Here is a 19,578-nt window from a genome sequence, read left to right as displayed (position 1 = left end):
GTCAGACGACACCCTCTTTTACACGAATGAAGCCGGGCTTGACCACTGCCCTCGACAGCCTTGAATCAGGTCCCTGTTGGCGGTTGCATCGACGCTAACAACTTCTTCGCCCGAGGGTCCTGCAACCAACAGGAAACCGCGTGTTTGCTATGGACATGGGTCTCCGCAGGCTGGTAATTCCGACATACTTCCAACGCGTAGTCACAGCGCGCTGCGAATGCACAGCCAATTGGCGGGCTGAACAAATCCGGGGGTGTTCCGGGTATTGGGCTGAGCGGAATAGAACGATCTGCATCCAAACGAGGCATCGACGCCAGCAAGCCTTTGGTGTACGGATGCTGCGGATTGTAAAAAATGTCGCGAACAGGACCGGACTCTACCACTTTTCCGGCATACATGACATTGACCCGATCCGCAATCTTGGCGACGACTCCCAAATCATGCGTGATAATAATGATCGAGACCCCGGTCTTTTGCTGAATGCTTTTGAACAGCTCGATGATTTGCGCCTGAATCGTCACATCCAACGCTGTCGTAGGCTCATCCGCAATCAGAATGGACGGCTTACAGACAAGCGCAATCGCAATCATGATCCGTTGGCGCATCCCGCCACTAAACTGATGGAGGTACTGCTTCAAACGACTTTCCGGATTGGCGATCCCGACCAAGGTGAGAATTTCAATCGCTTGCCGCTTGGCTTCGCTTTTGGCGACCTTTTGATGGCGAATGATTCCCTCCATAATCTGCTCACCAATGGTGATGGTCGGGTTGAGTGACGTCATCGCATCTTGAAAGATCATCGAGATTTCTTTCCCACGCAGCTCGCGCATCTGCTTTTCCGGCAGCTTTGCCAAGTCCTGCCCTTTAAAATGAATGCTTCCTCCTGCGATTTTTCCGATATGCTCCGGGATCAAACGCATAATGCTCCTTGCAGTCACGCTTTTCCCACATCCAGATTCACCAACAATCGCCAGTGTCTCCCCTTTGTTCAAGGTAAAGTTCACGTCCCGAACAGCGTTCACTTCACCGCCATGCGTCTTGAATGTGACCCGAAGCCCACTGACTTCCAGCAGCTTTTCCGTTTTATTCATGTTGCCTACCTCCTTGACTTCGGATCGAACGCATCGCGCAAGCCATCACCGAGCACGTTGAACGCGAGCATCGTCAGCGAGATGAGGAAAGCAGGGAAAAAGAGCCGCCACCAATGACCGGACAAAAGGGTGGGGAGTCCATCGTTCGCCATCACTCCCCAGCTAGCCATCGGCGCCTGAATACCAAGACCGAGAAAGCTCAGAAACGCCTCTGCAAAAATCGCAGATGGAACAGATAACGTAACATAGACGATGATGATGCCAATTGTGTTGGGTAGCAGGTGCTTGCGAATGATGTAGAAAGGCTTTGCCCCCATTGTTTTTGCCGCCAGTACGTACTCCGAGTTTTTCATTTGCAGAACCTGACCGCGCACAGTCCGGGCCATCCCGATCCAGCCAGTCGCACTTAACGCGATAATAATGGTTAAAAGTCCAGGCCCCATGACGACCATCAGCAAAATCACAACCAACAAATAAGGAAGTCCGTACAAAATATCGACGAAGCGCATCATGATATTATCGATTCGTCCGCCCATATATCCGGCAATTCCTCCATACAAGACACCAATGAAAAAATCGATAAGCGCTGCCGTCAAACCGACAAACAGGGAAATGCGTGCACCATACCAAACACGGGTAAACACATCGCGACCAAAATCATCAGTACCAAACCAGTTCGCTTCGGATGGAGGTTTGTTTTTCATAATAATCGACTGTTTGGCGTATTCATGACCAGAGATCATCGGCCCAATCGTAGCCATAATCCCAAGCAGGATAATAATCACCAACCCCATCAGAGCCAGCTTGTTTCCTCTGAGCCGAAGCCAAGCTTCTTGCCAAAACGTCAGTTGAGGTCGCACAATCGCTTCCGCATTGAGGTTGTCTTTTCGCATAGGGATAAATAAATCATCAGAAACGATCATCCTTCGCTCTCCTTTCGATGCAGCTTAATTCGTGGATCAATGATGCCGTATAGTACATCGACGACAAACATCAGGAAAATCAAAAGTGCGCTATAGAAGACGGTCGTTCCCATAATGACGGAATAGTCGCGGTTATTAATGCCAGCGACGAAATATTTCCCCATCCCAGGAATCGCAAATATTTTTTCGATCACAAAGCTTCCCGTTAAAACGTTGGCAATCAGTGCGCCTAAAAGCGTGACGACAGGCAAAATCGCATTACGCAGTGCGTGCTTCAACACAATCGTCGCTGGAGACAGCCCTTTTGCACGAGCAGTTTCAATGTATTCCTGGGTCAACACTTCCAGCATGTTGGTACGGGTCAAACGAGCGATAATCGCAATCGGACCAAACGCTAATGCAAGTGCTGGCATAATCACATGCTGCCAAGACCCCCACGTTGCAGTCGGCAACAGCTTCCACTCGACCGCCAAATATTTGATTAATAAGGAAGCAACAACAAAGCTGGGAACAGATATCCCGATAACAGCAATAATCATAGCAAGATAATCAATGAGACGGTTATGTCGTAGCGCGGCGATCACACCAAGCGCGATACCAGTGACAATCGCAAAAACGACAGATATCAGTCCGAGTTGAAAAGAGACGGGGAATCCACGGGCGATCATTTTGTTGACCGTATCCGAGCTGTTGGCAATGGATGGTCCAAGGTCAAACTGCACCAGCTTTTGCAAGTACAGCCCGTATTGGACAAGTAGCGGCTTATCCAGGTTGTAGTAGGCATTGAGGTTCGCTGCAACTGCTTCGTTTAATGCCTTTCCTTCTTTTTCAAAAGGAGATCCTGGAACGGCATGCATCAGGAAAAAGGTGAGGGTAATGATGAGCCATAACGTCACGATCATGGAGATAAATCTGCGGAAGACAAAAGATAGCAAGGACTCTCCTCCTTTTCATCAAAAACTGACCTCTCGTAATAAGCAAAAAACCCAGCAAATGCACGCGATCATGGCATTTGCTGGGTTTTACTTACGTGTATGCCGAGCATACGAATAAATAAAGCAGCGGGTGTATTCATTTGGTGACTGTGGCTTTATTTCTCGTGGAAACTGCTTGTTTGTACTTCTTTTGCGCGTCCTTAAACGCTGCGATCAATGTTTTTTGGGAAGATCCAAAATACCGAAAACGAATCTCTTCGCCAATTTCGTCCGACGCCATAATCGAATGACCGATAAAGATCGACCGAGCAAAATCAGACGTCAGTTGGACTGTGGAGGAACAGGCCGCATCTACGATCTTGTCGTTGGAAGTATCGACTACCAATCCGATAAAAAAAGCACTGAATTGCTGTGTAATCGGATTGTTCGAAGAGGACTGTGCATCGCCTACGATATAAATGGTATCTTTATCAAACAAATCAATAACCCCACTTTTACTATGCTTAACGGACCGGCAAACGGGATGTTCGGAGAGCGACTTCCTCACAATCGCAAGCTGGGTAAGCACTTTCCTACATAGTACCAGAAAAATTTGCAATTTGTAAATAAGTCTGACTAATCTTTCAGTTCTTCTACAGATACGACCGGAAACGAATGTAGCGGCAGCAGCGGCAGAAACGGCCGCTCGTCAATGTAGGCAACTACGACATGGGATGGACCGACCATTGTTTTTGGTGCGAGGTGCAATTCTTCTCCATGCTCAGTTACGACGGTAATCTGCAGCATACCACCTCCCGGACGAGCTGGCCCTTTTGTTGCTCGTTCTGTCACGAGGGTTGTCCCATTGTACTGTAGGCGTAATTGGTGGTCATTGCGCCACGAACGGAAATCCACATAATAGCGCGAGAAAGGAATGGGATCCGTGGTCACACTGTCTGCTTGAGGGACGAACATGGCTTGCTCACGACGATAGCCACCATTCTCATACATTCTGTCATCAAAACGTTCAAGGGCCTCGTCTTCTAGCAGATCAATCACACCCTCTGTTTTCAATACAGGATCAACAGCAAAGGTGGCGTGATGATTAGACAACTCAAGGAGTATCTTCAGCTCTGCTTTTTTCTGCATGGCGATGTCTGCATCTACAATAAACATACCTACCAGCAAAAAGAATAGCATCGTCGAAATGGATAAGATATTTATACCCGTAACGATAGCCTCCTAACTGGAGCTTTTACAAATCGTAGTCCATGATGTTAACCGTACCTATTCTTTGGACTTGCAAGGAATCAGCCGGCATTGGAATCCAAGAGGTAAATCGGGGGTATGGAATTGCCAGCTCCACGACAAACTCATCTTCGTGGCTCCACAGAACGGGATCAAGTGAACGAGTCCGAGTGACACTGACAAACAGGTCCTGATCTGGAATGGAAAACTTTTTCTCACTCAGCTCCCGAGCGATCAATGCCCGAACCTCTTGTTGCAGGTTGGCTTCACTCGTCCCTCCGTGGTTGCTAACGTATTTCGTAGCGGCCGCGCTCACTTCCAATAATTCGTTCCTGGCCTGAACAACCGTATGTACCTGTAAAAGCCCTAATGGAACGAGTAGCATAACCATAATGTTCAGTATCACAGCGATTAATTGACCCATTAGCCTGTACCAAAACGCGTTACTTCCGCGAGCAAATCGCCGAAAAACTGCGTGCATGCCGAAAACAGATTTTGCGGACCGGTGAGAAGCAACCCTAACGTCAAAGGCAAAATAATCGCCATTACAGCCAAAATGCTAATCATTTTATTCATGCACTACCACCCTGGATCGAAGTATTCGGACGGACGGCTTCCCGTAAAGGAAAAGGATGTATCCCCCTCTACAAATTTGTGCAGCCATTGGGTCACTTTTGAAGGCTGGATGGTAACCGACAAGGTAATAACCTCCTGCCGCTCTTTACGAGCTCGCTCGCTCTCGGTTCGAGGCCAGCTGCCAGCAAACGCATCTCCTGTCACTTCCCACCCCAATTCTTTCATTTTCAGAAGATAGTAATCTGCTAACGTCGGCTCTAAATATCCGATATCCTGCATATCATCCAGTAAGTCGGCATAGATTCCACGGGCAATCGCCCTTTCCATTGCGTACAAGTGATAAGCTCCCAATGCGGAAGTGATCATTAGAAGGACCAGTAGACATATAAGAAAGACTTTTGCTTTCACCATCGTTTTAGAAACGCCAGCTCTTCTTTAATGGAAGATCACCGTCGCTGCTCGATACACCCTTTCTCGTTGTGTCTGTTTAAGCTGCTCCTCTGGTTGGAGATTCCAAAACACCGCGCACAAGCTCCCTACCATAATCGAAATGATCAGAAATACGTGTATGTGCAACATCAGTTTGACGACGTATAGGATGTTCCGTTTTGCATCCTAAAGTTGATGTTTTCATTTCGAGTATCGTAGTTCAGCGATGTGATGGATTGGTTAATGCTCTCAGCAGAATCGTTTGCTGCAGGGCTTAACTCATTACCATAACTGCTGACACCGATCCCTAATACCATGACGCATGCTAAAAATATAAAAAACATTTTGGACATCTCAATTTTCCCCTTTTCTCATTCGTGATTTAAGGTATGGCTTTATCGATCCACCCAACTGCTCGATCTCTCAGCCCGTCTTCTCTTACTACCGATGTGTTTATTTCAGACAGGCTAGAAACAATTATTCCTAAAGAGAAAACGATGCACATGATGATAGATAATAGCTTCGTCATGAGTTGCTCCTCCTCAGGTCAAATATTTATCCAGTATTTCTGTAAGCAGCTTATACCAAGGAAACATGGCTACCAATAACCCCATGTAAAAAGCCGGGTAGACAATGACCGTGTAGCCAATCCCTAAAGACTTTATTTTTTTTCGATGACGAAACATTCTTCGGTGATCGACAGCCCATTCCATTCGTTGCATAGTAGCACTTACTTGTCCTTCGCTCAGCGTTTCAATTGTACGCATGCTCGATACGAGGATAATTCCGTCGTCGACACCAATTTTGTATTTAAAGCTCTCAAGTGCTTCATTAGGGTCTCTGTTCCACTCAGATAAAGTAGGGATATACTCCTTTAGCTTTCTAGTCGGTCTTGCTGCCTTGACCATGGCATTGTAAATGGGCACCTGATTTTCTAAAAGGGTCACATAGCGATTGATAAATCTAGCGATATCTGTGCTCAGCATATCCTCCCTGTGATTTGCCCACATCTTCAAGCCCATGTACGGTAGCATGTAACTGCCTGCAGATGCTAGGGACATCGACAGCAGTGGAAATGATTCCATTCGACTCACGACGACCCACATAAGAATCAGGATGCAAACGGTACTTCCAGTCAACAATTGCAGAAACACCCACTCCGGTTTACCCCATCCAAAAGGCCTTCCTGCTCGCGATAGTAACTGCTCCCATTTATCGTCTTCGTCAGGCTTGAGTGCCTGCTCCCACTTTTCCCACCACACCCCAGAAACAAACAGTTTTGGCTTTTGCTTGTGAAACAAATACTTTCCGATCATAAACGCTGCACTAAAAACAAATAGAGCGCCTAATCCAAGGTAGGTATACATAATTAGCATTGGCATTAGCGATACCTCCTTCCCCAAATAAAAGCCAATAGGATCGAAAAAATCCACACAGTCATCGCAATCGCTAATATGGCTTGTCCATCTGGCGTGTAGAAATAGAGACGATAAGAATCTTGAAGCAGCCCTTGATTGTATGGGATCAAGCAAATGCAAATTGCTATGACGATTAGGAGGCTGATCCAAATGGAGTATATTTCACTGTCACGCTCATGCTTTTCATCTTGTTGTACAAACATCTCATTTGTTAACCGATTTAGAGGTGATTGAATATCTTCTGTTTCTCCTTCCAAACCGCTGGATATATACGTTGCAAAATCAAATGCCCACGGATGGTCCAGTCTCTGCGCAAATTGTTCCACTGCCACAACCGAGTTTCCCCCATCCGAAAGGCTATTGTTCAGCAGAAGGAGGTCAGGCAATAATTCTTTGGGGCATTCCTCTATCATTTCGCGAAAGGTAAGGACGATGTTTTTGCGACTGTTATAATAACGGGCAAACAACTCTACGAAACGACAAAATGAGCTGATTTTTTTATTCATTTGTACCGTATAGCCTGCGTATAAAATCAGTGTTGGCAGCAAGAGCAATAGGAGAAAAAGCGATAAGGATACAATCATATTCCCTAGCAAAATACCCGATATGAATCCCGCTATCCCGCCAATCAGGGATAGTAATACGTACCCTTCTGGTGTACCCCCCACAATTTGACACCAACGATCAAAGCGTTCATACATCATGCGTCGGGTAGAATGGCTTAAAAATTTCTCTCTCCATACCTCAACTGTACGCGGGAAGAATACGCGGGGACTTCTCCATCCCTTATACAGGTGTAAGCCGAGAAACAGAAAACCAGAGAAGAGACATAGAAACACCGGGAAAAGAAATGTGTACATCATAGCTGCCTGCCTATATCGGTAAGACGTAGCTCTTTCAACACTTCAATGTCTGCTTTGCCGACGTAACACATGTATTCAACTAACTCTGAGCTCAATTGATTCCCTGTCCATTCATAGACTCCCGTCTGCATGTTGCGACCTACAAGGGGAATAGATTCCACTCGGTTAAATGATGAATTCCACTCCGTCGCATGAATAGCATCAATAAAACGGTGACCACTGTTACGGTATGTAAGCGAATTGACAAAATTGACTGCCCTGCTAATTCTCTCCTGGGTCAGCTCGACACTTCGCCCTCCGTATTGATAAACAAGATCGGTCAAATCATGTAACGCCCTATGAGCAAATCGTTCGTGCATCGCTCCGATTGTAGCGTCTGTCCCTCTGATTCCGGCATTTATAAAATGGTACGCTTCTATAGGCTCGCGAATTTCTCCAATCAAGATCGTATTTGCGGTTGACCGGTACATGTCTTTGAAACAATGCTCTAATTCAATGCCGATTTCCTCCACGTTTTGGAGTTCAATCACTTCCCCTGGCCAAATATCACCAAATCGCATCTCGTGTTCACTTTCAAAGATCGTGACATATTCTGTCCGAGGGTCTTTCAGCTTCAACATACACATCATCAACGTTGTTTTCCCTGCAGCCATTGGTCCAATAACCAGCACATTGCTGCGTCCGTACACTTGCTGTTCGATTAGCCATTGAATTCTTTCGTCGAAGGCTGGCTGCTGCTGTGTACGGAGTTGGTCGAGCGAAAAAGAAGGTGTTGTAAATCGTCTAACCAGAATGGTCGGTACTCTGGAATAAGGGAAAGTGAACATGGTTAATCTTGCTTTTAGCGAATGTAGGTACCCGCTCAATCTAGGTTTTTTCTCGTTAAAAGATAGGCCCGCTGTATTGGTCAACTTTTGTTGGAGGATTTCAACCTCTTTCCAGCTTGGTGTGTAAGAGAGAAATTTTTTGACTCCTTGCTCCAGGTACGCAATGTTGCGGTTTGCAGAAATTCGCACTTCCTCTACCCACGGAGACAAATGGAGGACGGCATCAAGTATGCCCCACCCGTAAGTAGAAAAGGTGAGCCCCTCGTAACCGTTAACATGCGGCAAAATCTGTTCGGTTACTGGTCGTTGGAGGACTTCCTCAAAATAATGCTGTAAGCGAAGAATAATATGGTTGTGACTATCGCGATCTCCCTGTTCTGCCAAAGCGAGAATGCGTTGCATCTCTAGCTTTTCTTCTCGAGTTTTGCCAAAATGATTTAAATAATCTCTTGCTACCTGTTTTATGTCCTCGATGGTTTGGATGTCCGATTTAACTGGTTGTTCTCGCTCTATCCCTCTCATCAGCAAAACACCGCACTTCTGTCCACATATTGTGCCTTAGCAATTTCCTTCAAACTGCTGATGTACGATTTGGGAGCGAAAAACTCTTCTATTAATACGCTGCAGCTTTGATGAGATTGCATGAGCCTGCTCTCCGAAATGCGTGGTACAACACCATAGACCGAAACATCCTCCCCGATTCGAAAGGGTTGCCCAGGATCTAAATGACTGAGCAGAACCTCGCATTTCACTCCTCTTTCTCTCCAGTTATGCAGCCACTCTCTAGCACTATCGATACTAAAGGGATCAGCTCTCACGAATAACAGATTGCGGTCAACAGTATGAAGCAACCGCTGTAGAGTCTCAGACTCAGGAAAGCAGTAACCCCAATCGATGTATACATAGTCAAATTGCATGCGAAACACACTAATTAGATTGCTTAATTCTGAGCTTTTCCATTTGCTAGCAGCATGTGCGTAATACAAATTAGGCAAGTGCGCGCTCTGTTTGCAGACATTGCTCCAGTTACGCTTGGCAGTTGTTTGAATATCGATAAAGTCAGGACGAAATAAAGATAATTGATGTTGTTGGAGTTTGAAGAATCGTGATAAATCGGGCTTAGCGTCATTCATATCAAGTACAACAATTCGCTTTTCAGGATGCTGCCTCCCTAGTATGACGGGATAATTAATACAAAAAGTAGTGATGCCAGAAGCACCGTAGCTCAGCAAAGCGTAGACGAGCCCCTTTTCTTTTGACGATCCAATATCTGCACACTCTTGCACGAAGCCTAGAATCAGACTGATTTGATGGCGTATTTCTTCTTGGGATAAATGGGCTGATAACAGGTATACGTCCTCTAGCCCGGACTCCTCAGCTACCTTCTCAATCATCTTCTCATCCCGGTAGAGAGGAACAATAATTAACGGTGAGTTGGACGGGAGTTGTGCTTTCAGTGCCGGCAGCCATTCCCAAACGGGAGTGTTGAACATTTCGGAAAATATCACGGAAGCTTCTGGCATATAAAGCTGCACAAGCCGTGAAAACTCCTCCGCCGACTCGGCTACCAGCACATCACTGTACATAGGCATATACGTTTTGGCGAGTGACTTCATCGGATAACAAACTAAAATTTTCATGACGCTTGCTCCTTCGAACCCATGATATGACCGACCTGAAGCATCCCATATGACATTGCCTCGCTCACTATCACATACTCCTCGTCTGTCAAATTAAAGCCGATAAAAGCAGGTAGTGCTGTTGGCTGAACTCGGTAGTCACGATATCGCTTTTCGCCATTCTGCAACGGCTTTTCTCGTGATCCATGAAAGATGGAATCCATCTGATCAGGCGATGGCAACAAGCTAGGCTTTAATGTATAGATCTCAATACCATTACTATCCCTCACGCTTGCAAGCTGACTTTCAAATAACAAATCTGCCGTATCATTCGTTTTTTGAAAATGCAGTGGTGCAGGATAGTCTTGCAGCTCCGAGGGACTCTTGTATTTGACCCAAATTTTCACATGATCACCTTTGCGTAATTCCGTTAAAGGATAAATGGATAGTAGGGGGAACTCGTAACGCGCCTCCCCTTTTTCCGGTAAAAGCTGCGAATCTGTCAGCTTTTCCAATAATAATTGCTCGCCTTCGTATATAGTCTGCGTGCTCCTTTTCCCCAGAACGGTATCCAAATCACGCGCTGAACCTGGAAGAATTTCATCTACCTCTTCCTGTACAAGTATCACGTCGTTTTGTGTAATCGGCTCGAAGGCTGATATTTCTTTCCCTGCAGCTACCTTTACGACTGGGGCAAACAGCTTTTCCGCAGCCATCGCGTCAATATATTGAGTCGCTGCATAAAAGGACGATCCTGCTAGCAGAAACGAAATTAAGCAAATGACAAGCAATGTTTGCTTCTTCATAACATCCTTCCTTTATAAGCATGAATCAATGACTGAAATTCACTCTCTTCCTCGGGGAAAAGCTCCAAAAGTAGATTGGCTTTGGCGCTTGCCATTGCTGTTTTCTCTCCATCCATCAACGGAATCATGTTAGTTACCCGTGCAGCTACAGGCTGCTGATCCCATAGGGAGAGCGTTCCTTCTACTTTTTTCATGATGCTTGTCCGAGACAATTGGCTATTCCACTTGTTTGCTATCATTTTTATTTTTCTTCTTTCTGTCCTCCACCAAGCAGGGACTGGCTCTAGCAGGAACAAACGGGTTAGTCTAGCCAAATCGGCATCAAAAACTACCCATATTTCGTCGGCATGCTCAAAAATTTGTTTGGAGTGGATATCATTCCAGTAGGAAGAAACATCAATGACAACAATGGGACTATCCTTACAAATCCGTAGTAACCAGTTGGCTATATCTGTTTGAGAAGATTCATGCTGAATTTGTGCTGGGGATTCTATCTGGATGCGAAGATAGTTATTTTGCATGAGGAGCAATGATGTAGGAGAATCTCTTACTTGTTGTCGAGCTCTACGTTCAAAATCAAAAGCAAAATAATAATAGGATGTTACTTTTGGCAACTCGGAAAGGGTAACAGGAATGCCTTTTCCTGACCATGCATACGCTAGGTTACTTGCAAGAAAACTAGCTCCAGCCTGTGCGTACAAACTCATAACGACAATACATTTACGCTGATACGACTCCTGTTGCTCAACTATTTGTGGAGAAGCAAGCTTTTCTTTAAGTACTTTCCATTGCCGCTCTTCCTCAATAGACTGTGAAAACTCCTGCTGCTCCAAATCACGAAACCTGGAGACAAAGCGGCTCATTTGGTGAAACATGATTATCCCACCTGGGAATCATTTGATTTATTTTTACTGGCGATGTATTTCTCAAATTTTTCAACCATCTCTCGAACAGTGAGGGACTTGCGGTGATAATAGTATATTTTGCGCAGTCGCTCCCTTTCCTGAGCTGTCATTTCTGGTCTCACTTTCATGGCTAGCTCGATTAATAGAGCAAGCTCGACGTTGTTAGGTCTTCCTCTTCTAGGTGGATTAGCAAAGAGCTCCTGCTGTTTTTTATTAAATGCGTTTGGGTACTCTACCAGCCACATGTCTACCAGCGTTTCAATATCTTCATGTGTACGTACTCCGAGCTTCATCAAGTATTTAAAATATGTGGGGATGGGACGTTCACGTATCTGCCCATTTTGCCATCGGGCGAGAAATCCATTTGGCATAGTTAGGAGTTTGGTTACGTCTCGGATGAGTGCTATCCGATTTGGCGATTGGTATTGAACGACTGCTTCCTTTACTAGCGTAAACAAAATGTCATGATAATTGACGCCTTTATACCCGCTTCCATACTCTGTGATGTACCATTCCTCAACTGCCCGATCAAAATCTCTCCGGCAATTAGATAACTGAAGCTGATTCAAATGCTCATAAAACTCTTCCAGATCATACTGAACCATAAACTCTTCCTGGTAATCTCCAAAAACAAAAGCAATAAAGGATTCCTTAAACTCTTCCAATGACAACAATGTCAGCTTGTTTGTCTCCTCATAGCAGCGGTTGACTAATTCGATTGCACTCTTTGCCAACACGTCAAAATACCCCCATTTCCTTTTTATAGAACGATTGATATTCTCCAACAGCATTCTCGACTCGTCGAATCTTATTTAGCCTGATAAACCAGGCAGTTCGCTTTATGGGTCGCCTCACACGCAACCGTGCAAGGCGATTAAGAGAACCTACTCAGTTACAAAGTAAAGTTCTTCTCCGGTCGCGAAAAGAAGAGCAATCCTTCCCGCGCGCTCCATGACGGTTGGAGCATTCTCCATTACAATTAGCCCGTCATTGAGTACTACTCTGTCTCCAAATCGAAGTACGGATTCGATCTGGAACGCTCCCTGCGGAACTCTTTCCACTGAAAGATGTCTGCCGGGTTTGTGCTTCTGGTAGCGTACTTGTCGCCCTAGAAGCTGCTCCACGGATGCAGAGCATTTCTGGTGAGCCTCTACTGTTGCCATACGCAACGCCTCCTTCTCTCACCTGTAGAGTACGGCCGTTTCATCTGCTTATAAGCCTATGAAACTATCTCTACCGTAAAAAAAGACAGCAGGGTTGTGCAAATATTTTTATAACTCGTCCCAATACGAGGGATCACTAAGCTCGGGATACATTTCAGTGACCATATCAAATGGTGAAAAGTAGAGCGTATCGACGAGAATCTTGAGTTTATATGTTTTCAGGAGCGTATAGGCTCTCTCTGTTTTGCTGAAAATACTTGGCAGTTGACGCAAATCTGCCAGCTTTAGCAGATGCTTGCACATATAGTCGACGCATATTTTTGCCCGTTCCTCCCCCTTTATGCTCTGAAAATAAGCTGGGGGAAAATGACGTCTTATGCCTGAAAGCACTTCTTGGTAAACCCATAACACTCGTTGTTCTTCTGAAAGCCGAGGTAAATACGGATAAGCGAATTCGACGAAGTAATACACATCCTCCGCCTTTGCCTCGATAGGCGGCTCAATAAATTCTCTCACCAAATGCAGCTTCAGTTCTTTGACATCCTGCAAGCTCAATTCACGTCTCGCCTGCTCAGGAGTCCATCTTTTTACATTTTCAATCGCATATCTAACAACTAATTGGACTTTTTGCTTTCGGTACTGCACATCTTCGAACTCATACGGGGAAAAACGCTTTTGCTCTCCGCTAAGAATTCGTTTGTACCGATCGACTATTTTTGAGGGCACTGTCATATCACTCCTATCCCCATTTTTGGAATATACTACTAAATTACCACGCGGGATTAGGACAAAAATAACAGTACCTTTGTTCAAAATTGTGACTTTATTCATAGACCCCAGACTGGGAGACTCTGTTCATTTTTACAAAAAGCTCATCCCAAAATACAGGTATGTCCTTTTCAAGCTTTACTTCTAAATGATAGATTCCTTGCAAGTACAAATAAGGCCGTTCACCTTTTTGGTGAATAACAGAGACCTCATCACTTGTTCCCTCCAGATTCCCCCTGTTTAATCTCCAAAGAATCCCCGCTTCTTCACGTGCCCCGCGAATGATATCCGCATCACGCCGTTCCGCTTCTTCTGTTGTCGCAAACAATCTGATTTGCTTATCACCGTTTGTATCCACGTACTCCCATTTTCCAGCCGCACGTGCTCCCTTAGTAATCAAATCCGCTGTATGTTGCATCTTCATTTTTAGATAATCTGTCTGTTCCAAAAATAACAGGATAGAGAGCAGACTGCCCAAGCAGAAGAGAAAGAAGAGCACAGTAATCATAGTTGCCCCGCGCTCTTCCTTCACTCGATTCAAAAAATGATGCAACGAATCATTCATTGCTTCTCCTCCGCATTTTCAACCATCATGTGATAGCTTTCAGTTATCTCGAATAATTCTCCCGTGGAGAGAAGCCGAAATGAAACTGTTGCTTCAGCTTTTACATGACTGCCTTTTCTCCAGCCGTTCCCATCAAGCTCCAGCTGGACATCTTTGTGAAGGACTCCAATACCTTGTGCTAGTTCCGATGTGCCTCGCTCTTTCGCATGGAATTTGGCCAAACCGAAATTGGGCTGCACTGCAGCAATTCTCCCTGCCTCATACGCAGCCGCCAATGCCTTTTGCTTGTTGTACATCATGCTGAATTGGTCAAAGGAGAATACGATCAAGATCCAAACTAAAGGAAACACCAAAATAAACTCAATCATCTGGCTGCCTCGCTCATCTTTCATCCTCGCACGTATCACTCGTCCCAAGCGTGTAATCATCCGATTGCTCCGATGACATCTCGTACGGATTGGAACACAAAAGCACCCAGCAAATATACGGCGTAGGGGAATGAAAAGGCTGTTTTTGCCCTGTCTGGAAGCCAAACTTGTCGATGTGCTGTCCATCCGGCTGCTATGATTTGAAGATTGTTGCAAAGGCGAGCCCAATTTTGCGGATAGAACACCATCACAACAAGGCATAAGATGATAGAATGCAAAAACAAAGAATACACCACACTCCAACTTGTCCAAGCTCCAACAGCCATCAGCAGCTTTTGATCACCCATCCCCATCCCTTTTAAGATTACGGGACCAACTGTCAACAAAAAGGCTCCAGCCACACCTAGTAATGCTCCTCCCAAAAATTCACCTTCCCACTGATGCCATAAGCCGACAGCAATCGCTGGAAAAACAAGAGTATTCGGTATTTTCCTTTGTCTCCAATCCATCCATGCGGCCGCTCCTAATACGCCTAGCAAGATTACGTTAGTCATTTGCTTATTTTTTCTTGCAGTTCCTTCAGCTTCTCGTCTTCGGCAGTGCCTAGTTGTGTCAGTGTCGGAATAAGCACAATCAAGATGACGGCAATGATAATGACCATTTCTACGATCGTGACACCGTCCTCCTCATACCAAAAACGGTTGAAATAATCTGCGATGGCTCCCATTCCATTCACTCCTCATTGAGATTTTGGTTCTATTTTCACTCTGCCAAAAGACAGTGCCTCTCGCAAAAATATTTACATGCGCTAATTTTGCTACAAGCTTTCTCCGATGCCGATGAATGCAGGGCCCATCACCAAAAACAGCAACGGCAGTCCCATTAATAAAATGACAAAAGGCAATAACCTAATATTTAACCGATTCATATGGGTAGCAGCCTCGTCTTCTTGTTGTCTCACTTGCTCCTCTACTTGGACAGACAACATTTGCGATATGCTAACCCCTTTTTTCATCGCCTCGTTCATCTCCAGCGCAATGGACGTCAACGAATCTACCTCCCACCGAAAGGCCAACTCTTCAAGCGCCTTTCGCCAGTTTCCATGCCTTTTTTCTCCCATTTCCAGGCTCGCGAGTTCTCTGCCAAGTCTGGCATCAAAACGCCTCGCTGTCTGCTTTACAGCCTGTTGCAATGGCATGCCAGCATCCACCAATGACTGCACGATGCTAAAAAAGATAGGGACCTGCTCTCGAATTTCAGCTTTTGCTCGCTTGTCTGCCCGATCTAGCAGCATGTTCGGTAGCAAGTACAAAAATAAACTAATTGTTAAGGGAAGCCCATTCATCGTTCCGATTTTTTCCCCATTAACCATGCTTATTGACAATGAAGCTAGAGATGAAACGATGAAACACATGCTGATGAGCCGGAACAAGACAATCTCGGTCAAGCTTATATCGATCCCCAGACGAACCAATGTTTCCTCTATTTTTTTCTTATCGACACCCGTCCATTTGTAAAAGTGCTGTAGCAGTACATGGTTTTTCTCCAAGCTTTGAACCAGTGTCCACCTTTTTCGTCGTTGTTGAAACGATTTCTCAAGCTTGGCTTGTTTCACGGAGTCAATCCTGCCCAAAAGGGTGGCCGAGATTTGTTCTCCCTTACTCACACAAGACGGCAAGCCGTACAGAAATATAGCAACACTCACCAATAGACTAAGAACGAGAACGAACATTGCACCCTCTCCTATGCTCTCCTGCTTATGCTTTTATGCGCAACATAACGAATTGCTTCTCCCCCAATCAAAATAGAGGCCAGGCTTCCCAAAATAAGAAACCGTCCCCCGATTGTGGCCGTTAATGGGTCGAAATGATTGGGATTATTTACATACAACGCAATGACAAAAACAAACGGCATGACACTTAGTAAATTCACCTGTGCCACGATCTGTGCCATAGCTGCTTTTTGTCTACGGAGCGACTGTCTGCGCCGCAATATTGAAGAGGCAGCCAAATCGAGCGTTTTGGCCATATCTCCGCCCATCTCACGTTGAATGTGGACAATAGTCGCTAAATATTTGACATCCGCTGATCCTGTGCGTTCAAAGAATCGATTCATTACGTGCTCCAACGGGACTTGTGCCCGCAATAGCTCTACAATACGCCTGTATTCCTCTAAAACGATTTCCGATAAGAATGGACTAGTTGCTACCTGTTCAAACGCATGCAAATACGATGGAGAGGTGCGTAAAGAACTGGCCATAAGACGAATTGCTTTTACATTGCCTGCTTCGAACTCGTCCTTTCGACGAGCCCCCCATACACTCACTAACCGTTCGGTAAACATAATCCCTGCCAACAAAGCAGGCAATGACATCCACCAAGACTGCAAGATCTGACTACTCACACCAAAGGACGCGATTCCCAATAAAAAAGAGAGGGTCACATACTGGTTTACCCCCCACCCAGAGCGCGATTTTGCCAACCTCTCCTCAAACTGCTTCCAAATAGTTTTCCTGTCCTGTTGCAACACTTCTACGATTTCGTGCTTCCCCGTCGGTTCTCGCATATACAATTTGTTGGGCAAGATCAATAACAGGATGGCCATCCCCATCCCGATTGCAACAGGTAAGCTAATGTCCATACTTTCTCCTCCTATAGCGGTATTGGTGTGGTGAAAAAGACTTGCTCAATCTCCTCTCGGGACAAACCTTTCTCTAGCCATCGTTTAATCAGTCGCTCTGGCCGGTAGCCTGTCCATTTGAAGTGACCCTTTACTCTCCCATTCTCCACGCCTGTTGCTTCGTACACGTATATATCCTGCAAATACACCCGATCAGGGAGAACCTGTTTAATGTTGCAAGCTCGTTTTATCCATTCTTCATGTGATTGACCCGTCCCCACTACCTCCGTTATCGCTACCACCTTGCGACTGCCATCTTCTTCAAAACGTTTTACTTGAACAATCAGGTCCAGTGCCGAACCGATCATTAAATTGCGCTCTTCCGCACTATACCCTTCATCTGCTTTTCCAAATAAAATGGGCAATGTTGAATCTATCAAAGCACGCGGTGAGTTTGCATGTGCTGTGCTCCAGCTGCCAGGATGGTCCGTATTCATCGCCCAAAGCATATCTACGATTTCTCCCCCTCGTGTCTCACCGACCATAATGACATCCGGCCTTTTGCGCAAGGACAAGCGAACACAATCCTTGATCGAAAACCCACCCTTCCCCTCGTAATTTGCAGGTTTCGCTAAAAATCTGCGTACAAAAGGATGCTGAAGCTTCATCTCCAAAACATCCTCGATCGTAATAATACTCAAATGATCAGGTACATATTGGGAGATGAGATTGAGCATGTGTGTCTTGCCTGAGCCTGTTCCTCCACTGACAATGCCAGATGCACGAGATAAACCGACGGCTCTGTTTAAAAAGAGAAGCATCGGCTCGCAAATGGAACCGTACCGCAAATAATCGGACTCACTGAGTAGCTCGCGGTGTTTTCTGATCGTGAGCATATGTCCATCGGGAGAAATCGAGCGATGCGTAGCAGCAACCCGGGAACCGTCCGGAAGCTGTGTATGCAACTCTGCTTTTGTTTCATTAAACTCACGTCCCATGGTCGCTGCAATTTGTTCCAATAGGCGCAGCAGCTCTTCCTCATCACGAAAAACAGCAATGTCCGGAGATTCAAGACGACCCGTACTTTTTCTTTCAATGACGAGATAGTTATAGCGATGAAAAAGAATCTCCGTGATGTCGTTATCCTCTAATAAGGCGTCTAATGGGCCCCAACCCGTCAAAGAATGCAGCAGTCGTTTTACTTCTGCATCCATTTGTATGGTCGTCAGGGTGGTTTGCGACTCCAGCAGCATTCGAATATCTGTCGTCAGCTCATCTAAAAAGAGTGAAGAATGCTTTTCCTCCCATAATCGCTTTCCGTATTTCTCAACAATCTGGGTACGAATCGACGTTTCTCGATCTGCCCCGACCCATTTTTCATTCGTCCGCGCGTGATCGGGGGCTTGCATTTTTTCGTGAAGCGTCGAAGGAACTCCCGCCATTCCCCTGCCCGCTGATCGTAATTCTTGCGCAGGGCGAACTTGATTAGTAATGCCTAGTAACTGTTTTTTATCGAACATGACACCCTCCCTTATCCCCACAACCACTTGAAGAGAGATGTTTTCTCTTTTGGTTTCTCTTTTTCAGCAGCCTTCATTTGCTCTCCATCTACGGGGAACAGTGCTTTTCCTAATGTCTCAATGGCTTCCTTGGCCGGAATTCTCCCTGACTGGAGCATGACTGGCGTTCCGGTATTAATCGATTTTTTCACTTCCACATCGTCAGGTATTGAGAAGATTTTTTTGCTAGGGTGAAGCTGGAAATAGGCACGAATTTCATCTAAGGTAAACATTTCTTTCCTCTGCAAACGATTCATGCAAATTTGAATGCGCTCTTCAGGGTACTCTGCTTCTCTCAACAGTTTTAGCAATCGTTGAATATTTTCAATGGAGTCTACTACCGGATTTCCCACCATCACAACATGTTCTGCAAAAAACAGAGCTTGAATCGTTGCATCTGTTGTATCCGGAGCCGTATCGATAAGAACGACGTCGTAGTTGCTTTGTTTTAACGTTTCGAGAATCAAATATAAATGATAGTCACGGATTTCAAAGCTTTGCCGAATATCACGGGGGGAGGTAATTACATGCAATCCCGTATCGGAATGAACAACCACATATTTCTCGATTTGTTGAGGAGATAACGGCAAGGCTTGTGCATATTCCTGCCATTCCTCACTACTAATGGAATACGGGTCTTTTCCTTGACCCTGAATATACGAATGCAACTGAGCATCAAGATCCTTTACCCACGTAAAAAGATTCGGGGTACGGGGGAGATTCAAAGTAGTCGCAAATGTACCGAGATCAAGATTGAAGTCAACAGCGATTACCCGCAATGGGACCCCCTCGTTTTTTTGCATAGAAAAGAAAATCGCTAGCTCACGAGAAATAAATGTTTTTCCTACGCCACCTTTGGGACCGTAAACAGTTATAAGCTGTTTGGGACGAGTCATTTCAGGAACTAAACTACCTGT

26 protein-coding genes (1 of these 26 running past the window's edge) are annotated in these 19,578 nt (G+C 45.4%); all 26 read right to left on the bottom strand.

Annotated features, from left to right (window positions below; translation table 11 throughout):
- Positions 1–65: 65 nt before the first annotated feature.
- Positions 66–1,091 (bottom strand): ABC transporter ATP-binding protein, encoded by a 1,026-nt coding sequence (locus tag FO446_RS01060; protein WP_173612457.1) that lies wholly within the window; start codon positions 1,089–1,091, stop codon positions 66–68.
- A 5-nt stretch (positions 1,092–1,096) separates the two neighbouring features.
- Positions 1,097–1,984 carry an ABC transporter permease gene (locus FO446_RS01055; protein ID WP_419466146.1) on the bottom strand — a complete coding sequence of 296 codons (888 nt, stop codon included), beginning with the start codon at positions 1,982–1,984 and terminating at the stop codon, positions 1,097–1,099.
- Between the two features lie 26 nt (positions 1,985–2,010).
- Positions 2,011–2,949, bottom strand: coding sequence for an ABC transporter permease (locus FO446_RS01050; protein WP_172143247.1), 939 nt, complete (start codon positions 2,947–2,949; stop codon positions 2,011–2,013).
- 136 nt (positions 2,950–3,085) lie between these two features.
- Positions 3,086–3,427, bottom strand: coding sequence for a DUF3870 domain-containing protein (locus FO446_RS01045; protein ID WP_173612455.1), 342 nt, complete (start codon positions 3,425–3,427; stop codon positions 3,086–3,088).
- A 137-nt stretch (positions 3,428–3,564) separates the two neighbouring features.
- A complete protein-coding gene (locus FO446_RS01040) occupies positions 3,565–4,128 on the bottom strand; it encodes a hypothetical protein (RefSeq protein WP_173612454.1) in 564 nt (187 codons plus the stop codon).
- A gap of 55 nt (positions 4,129–4,183) precedes the next feature.
- Positions 4,184–4,600 carry a hypothetical protein gene (locus FO446_RS01035; RefSeq protein ID WP_221869317.1) on the bottom strand — a complete coding sequence of 139 codons (417 nt, stop codon included), beginning with the start codon at positions 4,598–4,600 and terminating at the stop codon, positions 4,184–4,186.
- On the bottom strand, positions 4,600–4,752 hold the full coding sequence (locus tag FO446_RS01030; RefSeq protein ID WP_237899776.1) for a hypothetical protein: 153 nt from the start codon (positions 4,750–4,752) through the stop codon (positions 4,600–4,602). Before FO446_RS01030 ends, FO446_RS01035 begins: the two co-directional genes overlap by 1 nt.
- A gap of 3 nt (positions 4,753–4,755) precedes the next feature.
- Positions 4,756–5,079, bottom strand: coding sequence for a hypothetical protein (locus FO446_RS01025; RefSeq protein WP_229088192.1), 324 nt, complete (start codon positions 5,077–5,079; stop codon positions 4,756–4,758).
- 484 nt (positions 5,080–5,563) lie between these two features.
- A complete protein-coding gene (locus tag FO446_RS01020) occupies positions 5,564–5,710 on the bottom strand; it encodes a hypothetical protein (RefSeq protein WP_007725181.1) in 147 nt (48 codons plus the stop codon).
- 13 nt (positions 5,711–5,723) lie between these two features.
- Positions 5,724–6,563 (bottom strand): hypothetical protein, encoded by an 840-nt coding sequence (locus FO446_RS01015; protein WP_237899775.1) that lies wholly within the window; start codon positions 6,561–6,563, stop codon positions 5,724–5,726.
- Positions 6,563–7,267, bottom strand: a complete 705-nt coding sequence (locus FO446_RS01010; protein WP_237899774.1) for a hypothetical protein — start codon at positions 7,265–7,267, stop codon at positions 6,563–6,565. The genes FO446_RS01015 and FO446_RS01010 overlap by 1 nt, the downstream gene beginning before the upstream one ends.
- A 191-nt stretch (positions 7,268–7,458) precedes the next feature.
- A complete protein-coding gene (locus FO446_RS01005; protein ID WP_173612448.1) occupies positions 7,459–8,811 on the bottom strand; it encodes an ATPase, T2SS/T4P/T4SS family in 1,353 nt (450 codons plus the stop codon).
- Entirely contained in the window at positions 8,811–9,929 is a 1,119-nt protein-coding gene (locus tag FO446_RS01000) for a P-loop NTPase family protein (RefSeq protein WP_173612447.1), read from the bottom strand. Before FO446_RS01000 ends, FO446_RS01005 begins: the two co-directional genes overlap by 1 nt.
- Positions 9,926–10,714 (bottom strand): SAF domain-containing protein, encoded by a 789-nt coding sequence (locus FO446_RS00995; RefSeq protein WP_173612446.1) that lies wholly within the window; start codon positions 10,712–10,714, stop codon positions 9,926–9,928. Before FO446_RS00995 ends, FO446_RS01000 begins: the two co-directional genes overlap by 4 nt.
- Positions 10,711–11,547 carry a CpaE/TadZ family protein gene (locus tag FO446_RS00990; protein WP_237899773.1) on the bottom strand — a complete coding sequence of 279 codons (837 nt, stop codon included), beginning with the start codon at positions 11,545–11,547 and terminating at the stop codon, positions 10,711–10,713. The genes FO446_RS00995 and FO446_RS00990 overlap by 4 nt, the downstream gene beginning before the upstream one ends.
- A 44-nt stretch (positions 11,548–11,591) precedes the next feature.
- Positions 11,592–12,356 (bottom strand): hypothetical protein, encoded by a 765-nt coding sequence (locus FO446_RS00985; RefSeq protein WP_047074825.1) that lies wholly within the window; start codon positions 12,354–12,356, stop codon positions 11,592–11,594.
- A gap of 147 nt (positions 12,357–12,503) precedes the next feature.
- Positions 12,504–12,782 (bottom strand): hypothetical protein, encoded by a 279-nt coding sequence (locus tag FO446_RS00980; RefSeq protein WP_173612444.1) that lies wholly within the window; start codon positions 12,780–12,782, stop codon positions 12,504–12,506.
- A 108-nt stretch (positions 12,783–12,890) separates the two neighbouring features.
- Positions 12,891–13,508: a DUF4046 domain-containing protein gene (locus FO446_RS00975; protein WP_173612443.1), complete on the bottom strand. Its 618-nt coding sequence runs from the start codon at positions 13,506–13,508 to the stop codon at positions 12,891–12,893.
- A gap of 97 nt (positions 13,509–13,605) precedes the next feature.
- Positions 13,606–14,115, bottom strand: a complete 510-nt coding sequence (locus FO446_RS00970) for a hypothetical protein (RefSeq protein ID WP_173612442.1) — start codon at positions 14,113–14,115, stop codon at positions 13,606–13,608.
- A complete protein-coding gene (locus tag FO446_RS00965; RefSeq protein WP_173612441.1) occupies positions 14,112–14,543 on the bottom strand; it encodes a TadE/TadG family type IV pilus assembly protein in 432 nt (143 codons plus the stop codon). The genes FO446_RS00970 and FO446_RS00965 overlap by 4 nt, the downstream gene beginning before the upstream one ends.
- Entirely contained in the window at positions 14,540–15,037 is a 498-nt protein-coding gene (locus FO446_RS00960; protein ID WP_173612440.1) for an A24 family peptidase, read from the bottom strand. Before FO446_RS00960 ends, FO446_RS00965 begins: the two co-directional genes overlap by 4 nt.
- The gene (locus FO446_RS00955; RefSeq protein ID WP_173612439.1) at positions 15,034–15,210 is read right to left on the bottom strand and encodes a pilus assembly protein; all 177 of its coding nucleotides are present in this window, start codon (positions 15,208–15,210) and stop codon (positions 15,034–15,036) included. Before FO446_RS00955 ends, FO446_RS00960 begins: the two co-directional genes overlap by 4 nt.
- Positions 15,211–15,300: 90 nt before the next feature.
- Positions 15,301–16,215 carry a type II secretion system F family protein gene (locus tag FO446_RS00950; protein WP_173612438.1) on the bottom strand — a complete coding sequence of 305 codons (915 nt, stop codon included), beginning with the start codon at positions 16,213–16,215 and terminating at the stop codon, positions 15,301–15,303.
- Positions 16,216–16,226: 11 nt separating this feature from the next.
- Complete coding sequence (locus FO446_RS00945) at positions 16,227–17,123, bottom strand: type II secretion system F family protein (RefSeq protein ID WP_173612437.1); 897 nt, start codon at positions 17,121–17,123, stop codon at positions 16,227–16,229.
- Between the two features lie 11 nt (positions 17,124–17,134).
- Positions 17,135–18,622 (bottom strand): TadA family conjugal transfer-associated ATPase, encoded by a 1,488-nt coding sequence (locus FO446_RS00940; protein WP_173612436.1) that lies wholly within the window; start codon positions 18,620–18,622, stop codon positions 17,135–17,137.
- Positions 18,623–18,633: 11 nt separating this feature from the next.
- Positions 18,634–19,578: the 3' portion of a CpaE/TadZ family protein gene (locus FO446_RS00935; protein ID WP_173612435.1), read on the bottom strand. Its footprint extends 459 nt past the window's final position; the window shows 945 of its 1,404 coding nt (coding positions 460–1,404); its start codon lies beyond the right edge, outside the window; it ends in the stop codon at positions 18,634–18,636.

Origin of the sequence: Brevibacillus brevis, assembly GCF_022026395.1 — a bacterium.
Taxonomy (GTDB): Bacteria; Bacillota; Bacilli; order Brevibacillales; family Brevibacillaceae; genus Brevibacillus.
This window is presented reverse-complemented; position numbering and strand designations above follow the sequence as displayed.

Excerpts from the sequence above, each read along its gene's own strand:
- FO446_RS01060 (WP_173612457.1), bottom strand. The coding sequence starts at position 1,091 with ATGAATAAAACGGAAAAGCTGCTGGAAGTCAGTGGGCTTCGGGTCACA.
- FO446_RS01055 (WP_419466146.1), bottom strand. The coding sequence starts at position 1,984 with ATGCGAAAAGACAACCTCAATGCGGAAGCGATTGTGCGACCTCAACTG.
- FO446_RS01040 (WP_173612454.1), bottom strand. The coding sequence starts at position 4,128 with ATGCTATTCTTTTTGCTGGTAGGTATGTTTATTGTAGATGCAGACATC.
- FO446_RS01035 (WP_221869317.1), bottom strand. The coding sequence starts at position 4,600 with ATGGGTCAATTAATCGCTGTGATACTGAACATTATGGTTATGCTACTC.
- FO446_RS01030 (WP_237899776.1), bottom strand. The coding sequence starts at position 4,752 with ATGAATAAAATGATTAGCATTTTGGCTGTAATGGCGATTATTTTGCCT.
- FO446_RS01025 (WP_229088192.1), bottom strand. The coding sequence starts at position 5,079 with ATGGAAAGGGCGATTGCCCGTGGAATCTATGCCGACTTACTGGATGAT.
- FO446_RS01020 (WP_007725181.1), bottom strand. The coding sequence starts at position 5,710 with ATGACGAAGCTATTATCTATCATCATGTGCATCGTTTTCTCTTTAGGA.
- FO446_RS01015 (WP_237899775.1), bottom strand. The coding sequence starts at position 6,563 with ATGCCAATGCTAATTATGTATACCTACCTTGGATTAGGCGCTCTATTT.
- FO446_RS01005 (WP_173612448.1), bottom strand. The coding sequence starts at position 8,811 with ATGAGAGGGATAGAGCGAGAACAACCAGTTAAATCGGACATCCAAACC.
- FO446_RS01000 (WP_173612447.1), bottom strand. The coding sequence starts at position 9,929 with ATGAAAATTTTAGTTTGTTATCCGATGAAGTCACTCGCCAAAACGTAT.
- FO446_RS00995 (WP_173612446.1), bottom strand. The coding sequence starts at position 10,714 with ATGAAGAAGCAAACATTGCTTGTCATTTGCTTAATTTCGTTTCTGCTA.
- FO446_RS00980 (WP_173612444.1), bottom strand. The coding sequence starts at position 12,782 with ATGGCAACAGTAGAGGCTCACCAGAAATGCTCTGCATCCGTGGAGCAG.
- FO446_RS00970 (WP_173612442.1), bottom strand. The coding sequence starts at position 14,115 with ATGAATGATTCGTTGCATCATTTTTTGAATCGAGTGAAGGAAGAGCGC.
- FO446_RS00965 (WP_173612441.1), bottom strand. The coding sequence starts at position 14,543 with ATGATTACACGCTTGGGACGAGTGATACGTGCGAGGATGAAAGATGAG.
- FO446_RS00960 (WP_173612440.1), bottom strand. The coding sequence starts at position 15,037 with ATGACTAACGTAATCTTGCTAGGCGTATTAGGAGCGGCCGCATGGATG.
- FO446_RS00955 (WP_173612439.1), bottom strand. The coding sequence starts at position 15,210 with ATGGGAGCCATCGCAGATTATTTCAACCGTTTTTGGTATGAGGAGGAC.
- FO446_RS00950 (WP_173612438.1), bottom strand. The coding sequence starts at position 16,215 with ATGTTCGTTCTCGTTCTTAGTCTATTGGTGAGTGTTGCTATATTTCTG.
- FO446_RS00945 (WP_173612437.1), bottom strand. The coding sequence starts at position 17,123 with ATGGACATTAGCTTACCTGTTGCAATCGGGATGGGGATGGCCATCCTG.
- FO446_RS00940 (WP_173612436.1), bottom strand. The coding sequence starts at position 18,622 with ATGTTCGATAAAAAACAGTTACTAGGCATTACTAATCAAGTTCGCCCT.